The organism is Aeromicrobium sp. S22, from assembly GCF_009661045.1.
GTDB classification, from domain to species: Bacteria; Actinomycetota; Actinomycetes; order Propionibacteriales; family Nocardioidaceae; genus Aeromicrobium; species Aeromicrobium yanjiei.
This window is the reverse complement of the sequence record NZ_WJWV01000004.1, coordinates 133136-148485: the sequence shown is the minus strand read 5'-3', so window position 1 is coordinate 148485 and position 15350 is coordinate 133136. Positions and strand designations below refer to the sequence as shown.

At 70.6% G+C, this 15350-nt stretch carries 15 protein-coding genes, 1 tRNA gene and 1 pseudogene; 10 read left to right on the top strand and 7 right to left on the bottom strand.

From position 1 onward, the window contains the following. Positions 1–3: 3 nt before the first annotated feature. A complete protein-coding gene (gene glpK / locus GEV27_RS16825; protein WP_153911704.1) occupies positions 4–1515 on the bottom strand; it encodes a glycerol kinase GlpK in 1512 nt (503 codons plus the stop codon). Positions 1516–1544: 29 nt separating this feature from the next. On the opposite strand from glpK, the gene GEV27_RS16820 reads away from it, so the two are divergent. After that, positions 1545–2210 carry a histidine phosphatase family protein gene (locus tag GEV27_RS16820; RefSeq protein WP_153652018.1) on the top strand — a complete coding sequence of 222 codons (666 nt, stop codon included), beginning with the start codon at positions 1545–1547 and terminating at the stop codon, positions 2208–2210. Between the two features lie 4 nt (positions 2211–2214). Here GEV27_RS16820 and GEV27_RS16815 read toward each other — a convergent pair whose 3' ends face one another. Then, on the bottom strand, positions 2215–3201 hold the full coding sequence (locus GEV27_RS16815) for a pirin family protein (protein WP_153911706.1): 987 nt from the start codon (positions 3199–3201) through the stop codon (positions 2215–2217). A 75-nt stretch (positions 3202–3276) separates the two neighbouring features. On the opposite strand from GEV27_RS16815, the pseudogene GEV27_RS16810 reads away from it, so the two are divergent. The 7 genes and pseudogenes from GEV27_RS16810 to GEV27_RS16785 form a co-directional block, all read left to right on the top strand. After that, positions 3277–3798, top strand: a pseudogene (locus GEV27_RS16810) (DNA alkylation repair protein); the annotation flags it as partial. A gap of 58 nt (positions 3799–3856) precedes the next feature. After that, a complete protein-coding gene (locus GEV27_RS18340) occupies positions 3857–3958 on the top strand; it encodes a DNA alkylation repair protein (protein ID WP_375335597.1) in 102 nt (33 codons plus the stop codon). Further along, entirely contained in the window at positions 3948–5486 is a 1539-nt protein-coding gene (locus tag GEV27_RS16805) for an NAD(P)/FAD-dependent oxidoreductase (protein WP_153935144.1), read from the top strand. The genes GEV27_RS18340 and GEV27_RS16805 overlap by 11 nt, the downstream gene beginning before the upstream one ends. Before the next feature lie 16 nt (positions 5487–5502). Then, a tRNA-Lys gene (locus GEV27_RS16800) sits at positions 5503–5578 on the top strand. Between the two features lie 75 nt (positions 5579–5653). Beyond that, complete coding sequence (locus tag GEV27_RS16795; protein WP_153911709.1) at positions 5654–5983, top strand: TraR/DksA C4-type zinc finger protein; 330 nt, start codon at positions 5654–5656, stop codon at positions 5981–5983. A gap of 61 nt (positions 5984–6044) precedes the next feature. After that, positions 6045–6326, top strand: a complete 282-nt coding sequence (locus tag GEV27_RS16790) for a zf-TFIIB domain-containing protein (RefSeq protein WP_153652013.1) — start codon at positions 6045–6047, stop codon at positions 6324–6326. Continuing rightward, positions 6326–6619 (top strand): DUF503 domain-containing protein, encoded by a 294-nt coding sequence (locus tag GEV27_RS16785; protein WP_153935143.1) that lies wholly within the window; start codon positions 6326–6328, stop codon positions 6617–6619. Before GEV27_RS16790 ends, GEV27_RS16785 begins: the two co-directional genes overlap by 1 nt. Positions 6620–6638: 19 nt before the next feature. Here GEV27_RS16785 and GEV27_RS16780 read toward each other — a convergent pair whose 3' ends face one another. Beyond that, positions 6639–7313, bottom strand: coding sequence for a response regulator (locus tag GEV27_RS16780; protein WP_153652011.1), 675 nt, complete (start codon positions 7311–7313; stop codon positions 6639–6641). Continuing rightward, positions 7310–9814: an ATP-binding protein gene (locus GEV27_RS16775; protein WP_309222335.1), complete on the bottom strand. Its 2505-nt coding sequence runs from the start codon at positions 9812–9814 to the stop codon at positions 7310–7312. The genes GEV27_RS16780 and GEV27_RS16775 overlap by 4 nt, the downstream gene beginning before the upstream one ends. Positions 9815–10119: 305 nt before the next feature. Here GEV27_RS16775 and GEV27_RS16770 point away from each other — a divergent pair, with 305 nt between their 5' ends. Further along, positions 10120–11169 carry a CoA ester lyase gene (locus GEV27_RS16770; RefSeq protein WP_309222334.1) on the top strand — a complete coding sequence of 350 codons (1050 nt, stop codon included), beginning with the start codon at positions 10120–10122 and terminating at the stop codon, positions 11167–11169. A 9-nt stretch (positions 11170–11178) separates the two neighbouring features. After that, a complete protein-coding gene (locus tag GEV27_RS16765; protein ID WP_153935141.1) occupies positions 11179–12054 on the top strand; it encodes a CoA ester lyase in 876 nt (291 codons plus the stop codon). 38 nt (positions 12055–12092) lie between these two features. On the opposite strand, the gene GEV27_RS16760 is transcribed toward GEV27_RS16765, so the two are convergent. The 3 genes from GEV27_RS16760 to GEV27_RS16750 all read right to left on the bottom strand — a co-directional run bounded on the left by GEV27_RS16760 (position 12093) and on the right by GEV27_RS16750 (position 15335). Beyond that, positions 12093–12356: a hypothetical protein gene (locus GEV27_RS16760; protein ID WP_153935140.1), complete on the bottom strand. Its 264-nt coding sequence runs from the start codon at positions 12354–12356 to the stop codon at positions 12093–12095. A gap of 356 nt (positions 12357–12712) precedes the next feature. Further along, the gene (gene phoA, locus GEV27_RS16755; protein WP_153935139.1) at positions 12713–14131 is read right to left on the bottom strand and encodes an alkaline phosphatase; all 1419 of its coding nucleotides are present in this window, start codon (positions 14129–14131) and stop codon (positions 12713–12715) included. An 82-nt stretch (positions 14132–14213) separates the two neighbouring features. Further along, on the bottom strand, positions 14214–15335 hold the full coding sequence (locus GEV27_RS16750) for an aromatic acid exporter family protein (protein ID WP_153652006.1): 1122 nt from the start codon (positions 15333–15335) through the stop codon (positions 14214–14216). Between the last annotated feature and the right edge of the window lie 15 nt (positions 15336–15350).

Genomic DNA, 15350 nt, shown 5'->3' with positions numbered 1-15350 from the left:
GCGTCAGCCGAGATCGACCCAGCCCAGGGTGCGGTCGACCGCCTTCTTCCACTGGGCGTGCCCGGTGTCGCGCTGCTCCTGCGTCGAGGTCGATTCCCAGCGCATCGACTCGTTCCAGTTGGCGACCAGCTCGTCCGTGCTGGACCAGAAGCCCGTCGCCAGCCCGGCGGCGTACGCGGCCCCGAGCGCCGTCGTCTCGGCCACGACGGGGCGGCTCACCGGCACGCCCAGGATGTCGGCCTGGATCTGCATGCACAGGTCGTTGGCGGTCACTCCCCCGTCGACCCGCAGGATCTCCAGGTCCAGGTCGGCGTCGGCGATCATCGCGTCGACGACGTCACGGCTCTGGTAGCAGATCGCCTCCAGCGCGGCCCGCGCGATGTGCGCGACGGTGTTGTAGCGCGACAGGCCCACGATGACCCCGCGGGCGTCGGAGCGCCAGTACGGTGCGAACAGGCCCGAGAACGCCGGCACGAAGTACACGCCGCCGTTGTCGTCCACGCTCGCCGCCAACCCCTCGGTCTCGGCGGCGGCCTTGATGAGGCCCAGCTGGTCGCGCAGCCACTGGATCGCCGAGCCGGTGACGGCGATCGAGCCCTCCAGGGCGTACACGGCCGGCGCATCGCCCAGCTTGTACGCCAGCGTCGTCAGGAGCCCGTTGTCGGACCGGACGATGTCGGTGCCGGTGTTCAGCACCAGGAAGTTGCCGGTGCCGTAGGTGTTCTTGAGCTCGCCGGGCTGGAAGCACACCTGGCCGACAAGAGCTGCGTGCTGGTCGCCCAGGTCGCCGGCGATGGACACCTCACCGCCGAACGGGCCGTCAGCGGTGGTCGTCCCGTACACCTCCGACGAGGACCGGATCTCGGGAAGCATCGACCGCGGGACGTCGAACAGCGCGAGCAGCTCGTCGTCCCACTCGAGCGTCTCGAGGTCCATCAGCATCGTGCGGCTGGCGTTGGTCACGTCCGTCATGTGCAGACCGCCGTCGGGGCCGCCGGTCAGCCACCAGATGAGCCAGCTGTCGATCGTGCCGAAGATCGCGTGCCCCGCCTCGGCGTCGGAGCGGACGCCGTCGACATTGCCCAGGATCCACTGGATCTTGCTGCCCGCGAAGTAGGGCGCGGGCGGCAGACCGGCGCGCTCGTGGATCAGCCGTCCCGCATCGGTCTTGTCGAGCGCCGAGACGACGGTGTCCGTGCGGGTGTCCTGCCACACGATCGCGTTGTAGTAGGGCTCGCCCGTGCGCCGGTCCCACACGACCGTGGTCTCGCGCTGGTTGGTGACGCCGATCGCGACCAGGTCGTCGGCCGTGATGCCGGCGCGGCCGAGCGCAGCCTCGACGACGTCCTGCGTCGCCTCCCAGATCTCGTGCGGATCGTGCTCGACCCACCCGGCCCGCGGCAGGATCTGCTCGTGCTCGAGCTGATGACGAGCGACCTCGTGGCCGTCGTGGTCGAAGATCATGAACCGTGTGCTGGTCGTGCCCTGGTCGATCGCGCCCACATACTTCGCCATGCCGCCGACCCTATCCGTACGCTCAGGGCATGCGCCTCATCCTGATCCGTCACGGGCAGACCCCCGCCAACGTCGCCGGTGTCCTCGAGTCGACGGTCCCCGGGCCGGGACTCACCGACCTCGGCCAGGAGCAGGCCGAAGAGCTCGTCGACGCCTTGTCGGGCGACACGATCGACGCCATCTTCGTCTCGTCGATGGTGCGGACGCACCTGACGGCCGCTCCCCTCGCCGCGGCCCGCGGCATCGAGCCGATCGTCCGCCCGGGGCTGCGGGAGATCTCGGCCGGCGACGTCGAGGGCAACACCGACGCGGAGTCCGTGCACCAGTACGTCTCGACGTTGCTGACCTGGTGCGGCGGGCACCTGGACGTCCGCATGCCGGGCGCCGAGACCGGCGAGGAGGTCATCGCCCGGTTCGACGAGGTCGTCGCCGAGGCCGAGGCCTTGGGAGTGGGCACCGTGGCGCTGGTCAGCCACGGGGCGATCATCCGCGCGTGGTGCGCCACCCGGACCCTCAACGTCGACCTGGAGTTCGTCAGCACGCACTACGTCGTCAACACCGGCATCGTCGTGGTCGAGGGCTCGAGCAGGCTCGGCTGGGAGGTCTCGGCGTGGCTGGGACAGTCGGTCAGCGAGGCCGCAGCCCGCGGGGTCGCCTCCGACCACAGCCCCGCGGTCGAGCGGGAAGACGCCTGACCCGCTAGTCCTGCAGCATCTCCCCGTGAAGGTCCGCGTGCGGAACCGTCGGGATGGTGCCGAGACGCCCCTTGCGGAAGTCCTCGAACGCCTGCACGACCTCGGCCTTGGTGTTCATGACGAACGGCCCGGCCCAGGCGATGGGCTCGCGGATCGGCAGCCCACCGAGGAGGACGACCTCCAGGGCGGGTGTGCGGCCGTCCTGCTGCTGGTCGGCGCCGACCGTGATCGTCTCGCCGTGGCCGAGGACGGCCAGCTGTCCGGACCGGACCGGACGTCGCTCGCGCCCCACGTGTCCGGATCCGGCCATGACGTAGACCAGCGCGTTGAAGTCGGTGCGCCACGGGACGGTCATCTCCGCGCCCGGCAGGAGCGTCGCGTGCACCATCGCCATCGGGGTGTGGGTCGAGCCCGGTCCCGAGACGCCGTCGACCTCACCCGCGATGACCCGCAGCAGGGCACCGGCATCCGGGCTGGACGCCAGGCCCACGTCGCCGCCGCGGATGTCCTGGTAGTGCGGCGGCAACCACTTGTCGGCCCGCGGGAGGTTGACCCACAGCTGCAGGCCGTGGAACAGTCCGCCGCTGGTGACGAGCCACTCGGGAGGCGTCTCGATGTGGAGCAGCCCGCTGCCGGCGGTCATCCACTGGGTGTCGCCGTCGGTGATCGAGCCGCCTCCCCCGTGGGTGTCCTGGTGGTCCATGACGCCGTCGATCATGTAGGTCACCGTCTCGAAGCCGCGGTGCGGGTGCCACGGCGTCCCCTTGGGCTCCCCCGGCGCATAGTCGACCTCGCCCATCTGGTCCATGTGGATGAACGGATCGAGCCGGGCCGGGTCGACGCCTGCGAAGGCGCGACGCACCGGGAAGCCCTCGCCCTCGTAGCCGACGGGAGCCGTGCTGACGCTGAGGGGCGCACGGTCCTCCCGCTGCGTGGGTCCCGGGGCCACCCGGGGCAGGACGGTCCAGTCGGTCACGTTCACAGCAGGCATGGTCTTCTCCCTTGGTCGAGACACCAGAGTAGTTCAACATTCAACTACCTGCAAGCGGTCCCGTACGATCTCCCCATGAGCGCAGCCGCCCTCGTCGACGCGATCAGGGCAGGGCTGCGCGGTGCGGCCGATCCCGTCCGCGCACCGCAGATGCAGGCGTACATGAAGTCGGCGATGCCCTTCCTCGGCGTTCCACGACCGACCGTCCGCAGGGTCACCACTGCTGCCGCTCGCGCGCACCCCCCGCAGACGCTCGACGACCTCACCCGGGCTGTCCGCGAGCTGTGGGACCACGCGGCGTTCCGCGAGGAGCGCTACGCCGCCGCTTCCTTGCTGCGCCGACCGATCGCGGCCGGCGAGCTCGACCTCGTGCCGCTCTACGCCCACCTGGCCACGACAGGGGCCTGGTGGGATCACGTGGACGAGCTGGCCCACCACGTGGCGACCCTGCACGACACCCACCCGACCGAGACGGCCGCCGTCGTGCGGGCCTGGTGCACCGATGACGACATGTGGCTGCGGCGCCTCGCGATCATCAGCCAGCTCGGACGACGCGAGCGAACCGACGTCGAGCTGCTGGCGGAGGTGATCGAGCCCAGTCTCGACGACGGCCGGTTCTTCCTTCGCAAGGCGATCGGCTGGGCGCTGCGGGACCATGCCCCGGGTGGACCCGGACTGGGTGCGCGCGTTCGTGGACTCGCACTCCGACACCATGAGTGCACTGACCAGGAGAGAGGCCCTGAAGCATGTCGGATGACCACTCGACGTCCACGGACGTCGTCATCGTCGGAGGCGGGCACAACGCCCTGGTCGCCTCGATCTATCTCGCACGGGCGGGCCGGGACGTCACGGTGCTGGAGCGCCTGCCCCACGTCGGTGGCGCCGCAGTCAGCGCACGACCGTTCGAGGGGGTGGACGCACGGTTGTCGCGCTACTCCTACCTCGTGAGCCTGATGCCCCAGCAGCTGATCGACGACCTGGGCCTGCGGCTCGAGCTGCGGTCCCGGGACACCGCGTCGTACTCCCCGTACGAGGGCGGTGGCCTGCTGGTCGAGACCGTGCCGGGACCGGCCACCGAGGAGTCGTTCCGCGCCGTGACCGGCTCGGACGAGGAGCTGGACGCCTGGCGGCGCTTCTACGCCGAGGTCGAGACCGTGGCCGACGCCATCGCGCCCACGCTGCTGTCGCCCCTGCCGCACATCGGGGAGCTCCGCGACCAGGTCGAGATGGCGATCTGGACGGATCTGGTCGACGAGCCCATCGGCACCGCGATCGAGCGTCGCTTCTCCCACGACCTGGTCCGCGGCGTCGTCGGCACGGACGCGCTGATCGGCACGTTCGCGTCGCTGCACGACCGGTCCCTGGTCCAGAACCGGTGCTTCCTGTACCACCTGATCGGGAACGGCACCGGCGAGTGGCGGGTCCCCGTCGGCGGCATGGGTGCCGTGACCGGCGAGCTCGAGCGGGTCGCGCGGGAGACTGGCGTCGACATCCGCACGGACGCCGAGGTCACCTCGATCGAGACCCGCGACGACGGGGTCACCGCACGCGGCGAGGGCTTCACGGTCACCGCGGACTGGCTGCTCAGCGGCGTCGCCCCGTACGTGCTGGCGCGCCTGCTCGGCGATCCCGCGCCGCCCAAGCCGTCCGGCTCCCAGTTCAAGATCAACCTGCTGGTCTCGCGCCTGCCACGGTTGACGTCCGGGATCGACCCGGCGGTCGCGTTCGCCGGCACGTTCCACGTCGGCGAGTCGATGAGCGAGCTCGAGGCCGCGTACACCCGCGCCGCTTCCGGCCTGCTGCCCGAGCGCGCCGCCGGCGAGCTCTACTGCCACACCCTGACCGACCGGTCGATCCTCGGACCCGAGCTCGCCGCGACCGAGGCCCAGACGCTCACCTACTTCGGCCTGCACACCCCGTACGAGGTGCTGCCCGACGACGCGGCCGCGGAGCTCGCGTACGCCCAGGTGATCGCGGCGCTCGACGAGCACCTCGCGGAGCCGATCGAGCCCCTCATCATCGGCGTCGAGCACAAGACGCCCGCGCAGATCGAGTCGGCGCTCGGCATGCCCGGCGGCCACATCTTCCACGGCGACCTGCAGTGGCCGTGGCTCGAGGAGGACGAGAAGGCCCGCCACCCCGGGGAGAAATGGGGGGTCGCGACCCGCCATCCCCGCGTCCTGCTGTGCGGGAGCGGCGCTCGCAGAGGCGGTGCGGTGAGCGGGATCGGCGGCCACAACGCAGCTCATGCGGTACTCGATTACAAGCTTCGGCAGGTGCCCTGATAGTGTTTCTTCCCGCGCGGCATTAGCTCAATTGGCAGAGCAGCTGACTCTTAATCAGCGGGTTCGGGGTTCGAGTCCCTGATGCCGCACCAGCGCGAGAGGCCCCGGTACGCAGAGATGCGAACCGGGGCTTTTTCGTCCGGCCCACGACCGACCCAGGAGACCCGATGGACGCCAGGTCACGGCTCGAGGCCGACCGCTCCAGCACGCGAGCCAGGCTCGCTCTCCTGCAGCAGGACGTCGCCGGGATCATCGCCGCGTCGGAGGGCTCCAATGCCGACGACGAGCATGATCCGGAGGGTGCGACGATCGCCTTCGAGCGCTCGCAGGTCAGCGCCCTCGTCGCACAGGCCGAGAAGCACCTCGCCGACATCGTCGAGGCGCTGGAACGCCTCGACGCAGGGACGTACGGCGTGTGCACGGTCTGCGGACGGCCGATCGCCCACGAGCGGCTCGAGGCGCGTCCCGTCGCGGTGACGTGCGTCGCATGCAGCTGATCAGGGGGTCCGGGAACTCTGCGGGCCCCGATCCAGTTGGACAGACAAGGAGGAACCCCACATGAAGTGTCCGACCGACGGTGCCACCCTCGTGATGAGCGAGCGTTCCGGCATCGAGATCGACTACTGCCCCGACTGCCGAGGCGTCTGGCTCGACCGCGGCGAGCTCGACAAGATCATCGACCGCGCGGCGTCCGAGACGGCACCGCCGCCTCCGCAGCGCGCCCAGCCGAGCTACAGCGAGCCGAGCTACAGCGAGCCCCGCTACGACGACCGGCGGCGCGATCAGCAGCCCTACCGCAAGAAGCGCAAGGAGCACTGGCTCTCCGAGCTCTTCGACTGATGTGGATCGGCTGGGTCGAGCTCGACGTCTTGCTGGGTGACGTCCACACGCTGAAGGAGAAGCGGGCGCTCGTACGCCCGTTGGTCGCCGACCTGCGAAGGACGTTCACGGTGTCCGCGTCCGAGACCGGGAGCCTGGACCTGTACCGGCGCGCCGGGATCGGCGTGGGCCTCGTCGCAGGGGACAGCCAGCACGTGATCGACGTGCTGGACAAGGTCGAGGACTTCGTCTCCCGGCGGCCCGAGCTCGACCTGCTGTCGGCCCGTCGCGGGCTCGCCAGCAGCGACGACTGAGTGCCGCAGCGCAGCGCCGTCAGGCCACCAGGCGGTAGCCGATCCCCGGATCGGTCAGGAACAGCCGCGGCCGCGACGGATCGACCTCGAGCTTGCGACGCAGCTGCGCCAGGTAGACCCGCAGGTAGTTGGTCTCGCGGTCGTAGCCCGGCCCCCACACCTCGTGCAACAGCTCACTCTGGCGCACCAGACGCCCCCGTCGCCGCGCCAGCACCTCCACGATGTGCCACTCCGTCGGGGTGAGGCGGACCTCCTCGCCGGCGCGCGTCGCACGGCGCTCGGTCACGTCGAGTCGCACGTCGCCGCTCTCGACCACGAGCGGCGCATCGCTCGCCGCGCTGCGCCGGGCCGCGGCCCGCACCCGCGCGAGGAGCTCAGCCATGTCGAACGGTTTCGTGACGTAGTCGTCGGCGCCCGCGTCGAGCGCCTCGACCTTGTCGTCGGAGTCGTGGCGGGCCGACAGCACGACCACCGGCACCTGGCTGAAGCTGCGCAGGCGCCGCAGGACCTCCACGCCGTCGAGGTCCGGGAGGCCGAGATCGAGGATGATCACGTCGGGCATTCGTTCGTCGACGACCTGGAGCGCCGAACGGCCGTCCGTGGCCCACTCCACCTCGTAGTCGCGTGCCCGCAGGTTGATCGTGAGGGTCCGCAGGATCGCCCGGTCGTCGTCGACCGCGAGCACGACCGTCACCGCAACCCTCCTGTCAGGGGCAGATCGAGGACGAACGTGAGCCCGCCGCCGGGCGTGTCCTCGGCGGTCAACGTACCGCCCATGGCCTCGGTCAGTCCGCGGGCCACGGCCAGGCCCAGGCCGACTCCCTCACCTCGGGGGACGTCCCCGAGACGCTGGAACGGCTCGAACAGCCGCTCGCGCTGGGGGGCCGGTACGCCGGGGCCGGTGTCGGCGACGCGGATCACCGCGCGGTCGGCCACCGGTGTCGCGTCGACGACGATCCGCGCGGGCGCCGGCGCGTAGGTCACGGCGTTGCCGATCAGGTTGGCCAGCACACGCTCCACGAGCCCTGTGTCGGCCGCGACGAGGGACGCGACCGGGACGATCCTCACGTCCACCCGGTCGCGGTCAGGCAGCAAGCCCAGCACGGACGCGACCGCACTCCTGAGATCGACCTCGTCGACGTGGGGCCTGACGGCTCCGAGACGAAGGCGGCTCATGTCGAGGAGGTTGGTCACGAGGTCGTCGAGGCGGTCCGCACCCTCCTCCACGGTCGCGAGCAGGGCCTGCTCGTCGGCCGCCGACCACACCACGTCGGTGCTGCGCAGGCTGCTGATCGCAGCCTTCACCGCAGCCAAGGGCGAGCGCAGGTCGTGCGAGACCGCGGCGAGGAGCGCGGTCCGGGTCTGGTCCGCCTCGGCCAGCGCGCGCCGCTCGGCTGCGTCGTGCATCGCACGCCGACGCTCCGCCAGCACCGAGGCGTGCGCGGCGTACGCCTTGAGGAGCCGTTGGTCGGCTGCTGCCGGCGGCCGCCCCGTCAGCACGAGCATCGTGTCGTCGTCGACCGGCACCGCGGCGTCGGCGTCGCTCCAGGGCAGCGTCGCCTCGCCGTACGCCGCCACGATCTCGCCGTCCGCCGTGCGGACGATCGCGGCGCCCCGCATGCCGAACAGCTCGCACGCGCCGGCCAGCAGGCTCTGCTCGTCGCCCGCGTGCAGGAGGCTGTGCGACAGCACGGTGAGCGCCTCCGCCTCGGCCGAGGACCTGTCGGCCTCGGCCGTCCGGCGCGCGGCGAGTCCCACGACCGAGGACACCGCGATCCCGACCGCCACGAACAGCACCACCGCGACCCCGTTGTCGGTGCTGGCGATCGAGAACGTCCGCAGAGGCGGCGTGAAGAAGAAGTTGAGCGCGAAGCCGCTGACCAGGGAGCACACGACCGCGGGCCAGCGGCCGCCCACGATCGCGGTGGCCACGACCAGTGCCATGAGGGCCATGGCCTCGGACGGCAGTCCGAGCAGGTCGTCGGTGAGCAGCAGCAGCCCGGACAGGACGAAGGGACCCAGCGCCCCGAGCAGGTGCCCCGCGACCAGGCGCTGCCGGCTGAGGCCGCTGCGCGTACGCCGTCCGCCACCGCGGGGCCGACGTGCCTCCTCGTGCGTGACGATGTGGACGTCGACGTCACCGGACGTGGCGATGACGGTCTCGCCGACACCCGGGTCGACCAGCGTCGACAGCCGGCCGCGACGGCTCGCCCCGATGACGACCTGGGTCGCGTTCTCGGCCCGCGCGAAGTCGAGGATCGCCGCGGCGGCGTCGTCGCCGACGACCGTGTGGAACGTCCCACCCATGTCCTCGGTGACGGCGTGCAGCCGGTGCAGCCGTGCAGGGTCCATCGTCACCAGGCCGTCGCCCCGGCTGACGTACAGAGCGAGCCACTCCCCTCCCCCGGTCCTGGAGGCGATGCGGGCGGCCCGGCGCAGCAGCCCCTCGGACTCCGGCCCACCGGTCACCGCGACCACGATGCGCTCGCGGGTCGCCCAGGTGGACTCGATCTCGTGATCGGTCCGGTAGCGCTCCATGCCCTCGTCGACGCGGTCGGCCAGCCACAGCAGCGCGAGCTCGCGCAGCGCCGTCAGGTTGCCTTCGCGAAAGAAGTGGGACAGGGCCGGGTCGACCTGCTCCGGAGCGTAGATGTTGCCGTGCGCCATGCGTCTGCGCAGTGCCTGCGGGCTCATGTCCACCAGCTCGATGGCATCGGCCCGGCGGACCACGGTGTCGGGCACGGTCTCGCGCTGGCGTACACCGGTGATCGACTCGACGACGTCGTTGAGCGACTCGAGGTGCTGGATGTTGACGGTCGTGATGACGCAGATGCCGGCGGCGAGAAGGTCCTCGACGTCCTGCCACCGCTTCTCGTGCGTGAGGCCAGGGACGTTGGTGTGGGCGAGCTCGTCCACGAGCGCCACCTGGGGCGACCGCGCGAGGAGACCCGCGAGGTCCAGCTCCTGCTGGATCGTCGCCCCGCGCTCGACCTCGAGACGGGGCAGCACCTCGAGATCGCCGATCTGCTCGGCCGTGCGTGGGCGTCCGTGCGTCTCCACGAGGCCGACCACCACGTCCGCACCGCGCTCGGCGCGACGGCGCCCCTCGGCGAGCATCGCGTACGTCTTGCCGACCCCGGGCGAGGCCCCGAGGTACACCCGGAGGGTGCCCCTGGTCGGTGCTGCGGACTCCACGGACTCAGTGTGCACCCCCCGCGGAGTCATGCCGCGGCGGTCGGGCCCGCCCGCCGCCGCAGATTCCCAGGAGAACCTGGGAATCCGCAGTGCATCACCCCGGTTCCTGACGCGTCACCCTTGGTACGACCGGGGTGCCGTGTCAGGTTTCGGGGTCCTCCTGGGAAACCGCGGCCAGCGGTACGGCGGGCCGCCGGGGCGTCCGGGGAGTGTGACCCCCGCCCTATCCGTGGCCGGATCGCGGTGGAGATACTGGCCGATAGTTTGTCTCCCGCAGACTCCGTCGATCAAGAGAAGTGAGCCGCGTGCGCAATCCCCGAGCTTTCCTCCGTCCCCTCGCCGTGGGTGCGCCCGCACCGGTTGCGGACATCCCGTTCCGGCCGAGCCGGATGATCCACTTCTTCGACCCCAGCAACCCCAAGATGGCCGCCAAGGTGCCCGACATCGCACCCAAGGTCGACATCATCCTCGGCAACCTCGAGGACGCGATCAAGACCGAGAACAAGGAAGCCGCCCGCCAGGGCCTGGTCGACATCGCCAAGCAGACCGACTTCGGCCAGACGCAGCTCTGGACGCGCATCAACAGTCTCGACTCCCCGTGGGCCCTCGACGACCTGATCACGCTGGTGACCGAGATCGGCGACAAGCTCGACGTCGTCATGGTGCCCAAGGTCGAAGGCGCCCAGGACATCCACTACGTCGACCGCCTGCTCGCGCAGCTCGAGGCACGCGCCGGCCTCACCCGGCCGATCCTCGTCCACGCGATCCTCGAGACCGCCGAGGGCATGACGAACGTCGAGGAGATCGCCGCCGCCAGCCCTCGCATGCAGGGCATCTCGCTCGGACCGGCCGATCTCGCCGCCAGCCGGCGGATGAAGACGACCCGCGTCGGGGGCGGCCACCCGGGCTACCTGGTGCGCCAGGACCCCACCGGCGAGGACCTCACGCAAGGCCGCACGACGTACCAGCAGGATCTGTGGCACTACACGATCGCTCGCATGGTCGACGCGTGCGCCGCCAACGACGTGCTGCCCTTCTACGGACCGTTCGGCGACATCAAGGACGTCGTCGCGTGCGAGGACCAGTTCCGCAACGCGTTCCTGCTCGGCTGCGTCGGCGCGTGGAGCCTGCACCCCGTGCAGATCGACATCGCCAAGCGGGTCTTCTCCCCCGACCCGGCCGACGTCGCGCACGCCAAGGAGGTCGTCGAGGCGATGGGTGACGGCTCCGGTGCGGTCATGATCAACGGCAAGATGGAGGACGACGCGTCCTGCAAGCAGTGCCTGGTCATGCTCGACCTCGCCAAGGCGCTCGCCGAGCGCGACCCCGAGCTCGCCGCCGCCTACGACCTCTGAGGAGATCCCATGACCAGCACGACCCTGCGCCCCCGACGTTCCGTCCTCTACATGCCGGGCGCCAACGAGCGCGCGCTCGAGAAGGCCAAGGGCATCGACGCGGACGCCCTCATCCTCGACCTCGAGGACGCCGTCTCCCCCGACGCCAAGGTCGAGGCCCGCGAGCGGGTCTGTGCGGCGGTGCAGTCCGGCGAGTACGGTCACCGCGAGCTCGCGATCCGCGTCAACGGGATCGGCACGCAGTGGCACGCGGACGACATCGCGGCGGCGGCCGCGGCCGGCCCCGATGCGGTGCTGGTGCCCAAGGTCAACTCGGCGCACGAGGTCATCGAGCTCGTGGCCGCCCTCGAGCGGGCCGGCGCACCGGAGAAGACCAAGCTCTGGGCCATGATCGAGACCCCGGTCGGGCTGTTGCACGCCGAGGAGATCTGCGCCGCGCACGAGCGTCTGACCGTGCTGGTGATGGGCACCAACGACGTGGTCAACGAGACGTACGGCCTGCACGTGCCGGGTCGCAACCCGCTCGTGCTCACCGCCCTCTCGCTGTCGCTGCTGGCCGCCCGCGCCGCGGGCAAGGTGATCATCGACGGCGTCTTCAACGACGTGAAGGATCTCGAGGCCTTCGAGGCCGAGGCGCGCCAGGGCCGGGAGATGGGCTTCGACGGCAAGACGTTGATCCATCCCAGCCAGGTCGAGCCGGCCAACGTCGCGTTCGCTCCCTCGGAGGAGGACATCGCGCACGCGCGCGAGATGATCTCAACCTTCGACGAGGCCAAGGCGGCCGGTCAGGGCGTCGTGACCTTCAACGGCCGGATGGTCGAGGAGCTGCACGTCCGCGACGCCCAGCGGATCCTGGCCTTCGCCGAGGCGATCGCCTCTCGCTGAGGAGGGGTCCGGCCCCTCCCCAGCGAGGGGATCGTGCCCTACTTGTTGGCGCGTATGCCGTAGAGCTCGGAGTAGATCTGCGTCTTCAGCGCCTGGTACTTGCGACGCTGACGCACTTCTTCCAGGAGCACTTGACGATCGATCTCGGACAGCTCGTCCCAGGCGCGCGGACCGCGGACCCGACGGGACTCGAAGAGTGCCACTGCGTTCACCCCCTCTCCTGCTGATCCGGCCTTCGGGGTGGAAGAGGTCGGGGTCGTGGTGTGTGCGGGCATGCGTCGGGTGTCGATCGGCGTGGTCATGGCGCGCCTCCTTTCTGGTGATTCGGGCGGGTGGGTCGTGGGCGGACAACAAAAAAACCGCCCCGGATCGAAGATCCGAAGCGGCAAGCAGCCGACACAGGTGTGGGCTACGTCAGGTGCACTGCCTCGGAGGCGGATCCGGCGAAAAACGCGACGACGTGACGGACGTTGCGTCCGCGGGGTGTCGTGATGATGTCCTTCATGGGTCCACCTCCTCTGTACTGGTCTGGTGCGTTGTGGCGGGCTCCGTCCGAAGCCACCGAAAGACGGTAGCGCACGTCGGGTGTGATGTCCACCACACCGCCGGAGCCGGCCGCCGGGAGCGTGTCCCAACGGCCGGCCGTCATGGTGTGGCCCTACCGCTTCGTGAGCGCGAGTGCTCGCGAGATCGTGAAGAACAGGTCGGTCTGGTCGGTCAGCCCGACCACGTTCGCCGCCTGCGGTCCGTACGCGGCGATCCGCAGCTGGCTGCCCGTGTGCTGCTGCGAGCCACCCGCCGCGGACGTGCCGTAGTTGATCGTCAGCGGGCTGCCCTCGTTGGTCAGCAGGTTCGTCGTGAGACCGGGGGTCGTGCTGCCGGCCTCGACGATCTGGCTGGTGTGGGCGTGGTCCGCGGTCACGATGACCGTGGTGTGGCCGTCCTTCTTGGCGAAGTCCAGCGCGACCTTGACGGCCTCGTCCAGGTCGACCGTCTCGCCGATCTGGCCACACGCATCGGCCGCGTGATCCTGCTTGTCGATGCTCGCCCCCTCGACCTGCAGGAAGAATCCCTTCGACCCGCGGGTGTCGAGCAGCCTGATCGACTTCTTGGTCATCGCCGCGAGGGAGGGCAACGAGGACGTGCGCGCCGGGTTGGCCGTGCAGCGGGCCGGCGCCTTCTTGCCACCGTCGGACGTCGCCGCAGGCCCCGTCCAGCGCACCGGGAAGTTGCCCGGGGCGAACAGTCCGAGCACCGGCTGCTTCTGGTCGGCCTTGGTGATCTTGTCGAGCGAGCTGAGATCCGTGGGCAGCTGGTAGCCGCGCCGCTCGGCCTGGTCGAGCAGGGACAGGTCCTTGAACGTGCCGGCTTTGGCCTTCTCGGCGAACGTCGCCGCGCCGCCACCCAGGCTCACGTCGGGGCGGGTGTCCAGCAGCTGCTCGGAGATCGAGCCCCGGCCACCGTTCTCGCGTGCGGCCTCGGGGCACGTCGTCGACGTCTTGACCGGGCCGTAGCAGGAGCGGGCCGAGATGTGCGCGACCTGCACCGCGGGCGTCGCGTCCTGGAGCTCGGCGGTGCTCACGTTGCCGGTCTTGAGGCCGCGCCTCTTGGCGAGCTCGAGCAGCGTGGGCTGGGCCTTGCCCCGGATGTCGACCGAGATCGCGTTGTCGTACGTCTTGGTGCCCGTCGACCAGGCGCTGCCCGTCGCGGCGGAGTCCGGCACGTAGTCGGTCCTGCCGTCCTTGGTCAGCGAGTACGTCGTGTACTGACCCGTCAGCGGCAGTGCGTCGATGCCGGGGAAGCGACCTCCGGCACCGTGCTCGTAGTCACGCGCGGAGGTGATCTCGGAGTCGCCCATGCCGTCGCCGATGAGGAGGATGACGTTGTCTGCACGGCCGCCCTCGACGGCCTGCCTGACCTGCTTGGTCTGATCGCCCGACAGGCGAGCTGCTCCCCCGTGCTTCGAGAGATCCTGGCCCGCCCCGATGGCGCCGGCCGTCCCCGCGCCGACGACGACTGCCGCCACTGCGAGGCTGACGACGGTGCGCCTGCTGGTCTTTCCCGTGGATGAGTTCATGCGCCGAGCCCACCGGACCCGGGTGAACGTGGGACCAACACGGCGCCACGTCAGGCCGAAACCTTTTGCGCACCCCGAAGGCTCAGTCGAAGTCCAGCCGCTCGTCGATCTCGTCGCGGGTCGAGCCGCTCGCGTACAGCAGGTCGGCCGCGAGCGACCGCACCTGTGCCGCGATCGCGGCTGTGTTCATGGTCATCGCACCGGGCAGAGCCGTGACGGCGATCCGGGCCGCGTCGACCAGCTCGCGCCGCGCCTCCTCGAAGTCGTCGCGCTCGGACAGGTCGTCCGCGAAGATCTCGACGGCCCGCGCCAGCGACTTCGCCGCCAGATCCATCCCCGCCGGCGCCTGCTCGTGGTGCCGCAGCATCGCCGCGGTGCGCCGTGCCAGCACCCGGGCGTCGCGGATCGCGTTGTCGAAGTCGCGGATCGCCCCGACGTACATGCCCACGTGCTCGCGCTGCTTCCACCGCATCGGTGACATCCGGGTGATCTCCGAGACGCTGGCCGCCGTGCTCTCGAGCGCCTGCAGGCCCGGCTGCATCGCCCGGGCCTCGTCCAGCGCCCGCTCGGCCACGTCGGTGTCCTGCAGGCGCATCGCCTCGGCGATGAGGCCCAGCACGCCGGCGAGCCGCTTGAGCAGCGACTGCACCTCGATGTCGATGTCGCGCACGGCATTGCGCGGCACCAGCAGGATCATCGCGAGGCCGGCGCACCCACCGATCAGCGCATCGAGGAAGCGGGTGACGGCGGGGTTGCCGGCGTTCACGCCCGGCAGCACGGCAGCCAGCAGGACCGAGGAGTTGGCCGCCTGTGTCATCGCGAGACCCTTGATGCCCAGCAGCGTGCACACCACGATGGTGAGCACGACGACGAGCGCGATCTGCCACGTCCCGCGCCCGATGAGAAGGATCAGGAGCTCGCCCACCAGCACGCCGAGCGCCACCCCGAGCACGAGCTCGAAGAGCGTACGAGCCCGCAGGCCGGCGCCGGCGATGATGACGATGACCGCCGAGATCGGCGCGAAGAACGCCTGCGAGTGCCCCAGCAGGTGCGTCGAGACGAAGTACGCGACCGCGGTCGCCCCGCCGAGGCGCAGCAGCAGCCGCCACCGCTTGCGCAGCATGCGGAGCCGGTCCGACCAGGTCAGCTGCGAGTGCGGCAGCCGGATCCGCCGACGCGGGGCGTCGTCACGGGACGGGCTCACGACACCACAGCCGGG

What these genes read in the sequence shown, in the direction of transcription:
- glpK (WP_153911704.1), bottom strand. Translation starts at nt 1,515, where the DNA reads ATGGCGAAGTATGTGGGCGCGATCGACCAGGGCACGACCAGCACACGG.
- GEV27_RS16820 (WP_153652018.1), top strand. Translation starts at nt 1,545, where the DNA reads ATGCGCCTCATCCTGATCCGTCACGGGCAGACCCCCGCCAACGTCGCC.
- GEV27_RS16815 (WP_153911706.1), bottom strand. Translation starts at nt 3,201, where the DNA reads ATGCCTGCTGTGAACGTGACCGACTGGACCGTCCTGCCCCGGGTGGCC.
- GEV27_RS18340 (WP_375335597.1), top strand. Translation starts at nt 3,857, where the DNA reads ATGCCCCGGGTGGACCCGGACTGGGTGCGCGCGTTCGTGGACTCGCAC.
- GEV27_RS16805 (WP_153935144.1), top strand. Translation starts at nt 3,948, where the DNA reads ATGTCGGATGACCACTCGACGTCCACGGACGTCGTCATCGTCGGAGGC.
- GEV27_RS16795 (WP_153911709.1), top strand. Translation starts at nt 5,654, where the DNA reads ATGGACGCCAGGTCACGGCTCGAGGCCGACCGCTCCAGCACGCGAGCC.
- GEV27_RS16790 (WP_153652013.1), top strand. Translation starts at nt 6,045, where the DNA reads ATGAAGTGTCCGACCGACGGTGCCACCCTCGTGATGAGCGAGCGTTCC.
- GEV27_RS16785 (WP_153935143.1), top strand. Translation starts at nt 6,326, where the DNA reads ATGTGGATCGGCTGGGTCGAGCTCGACGTCTTGCTGGGTGACGTCCAC.
- GEV27_RS16765 (WP_153935141.1), top strand. Translation starts at nt 11,179, where the DNA reads ATGACCAGCACGACCCTGCGCCCCCGACGTTCCGTCCTCTACATGCCG.
- GEV27_RS16760 (WP_153935140.1), bottom strand. Translation starts at nt 12,356, where the DNA reads ATGACCACGCCGATCGACACCCGACGCATGCCCGCACACACCACGACC.
- phoA (WP_153935139.1), bottom strand. Translation starts at nt 14,131, where the DNA reads ATGAACTCATCCACGGGAAAGACCAGCAGGCGCACCGTCGTCAGCCTC.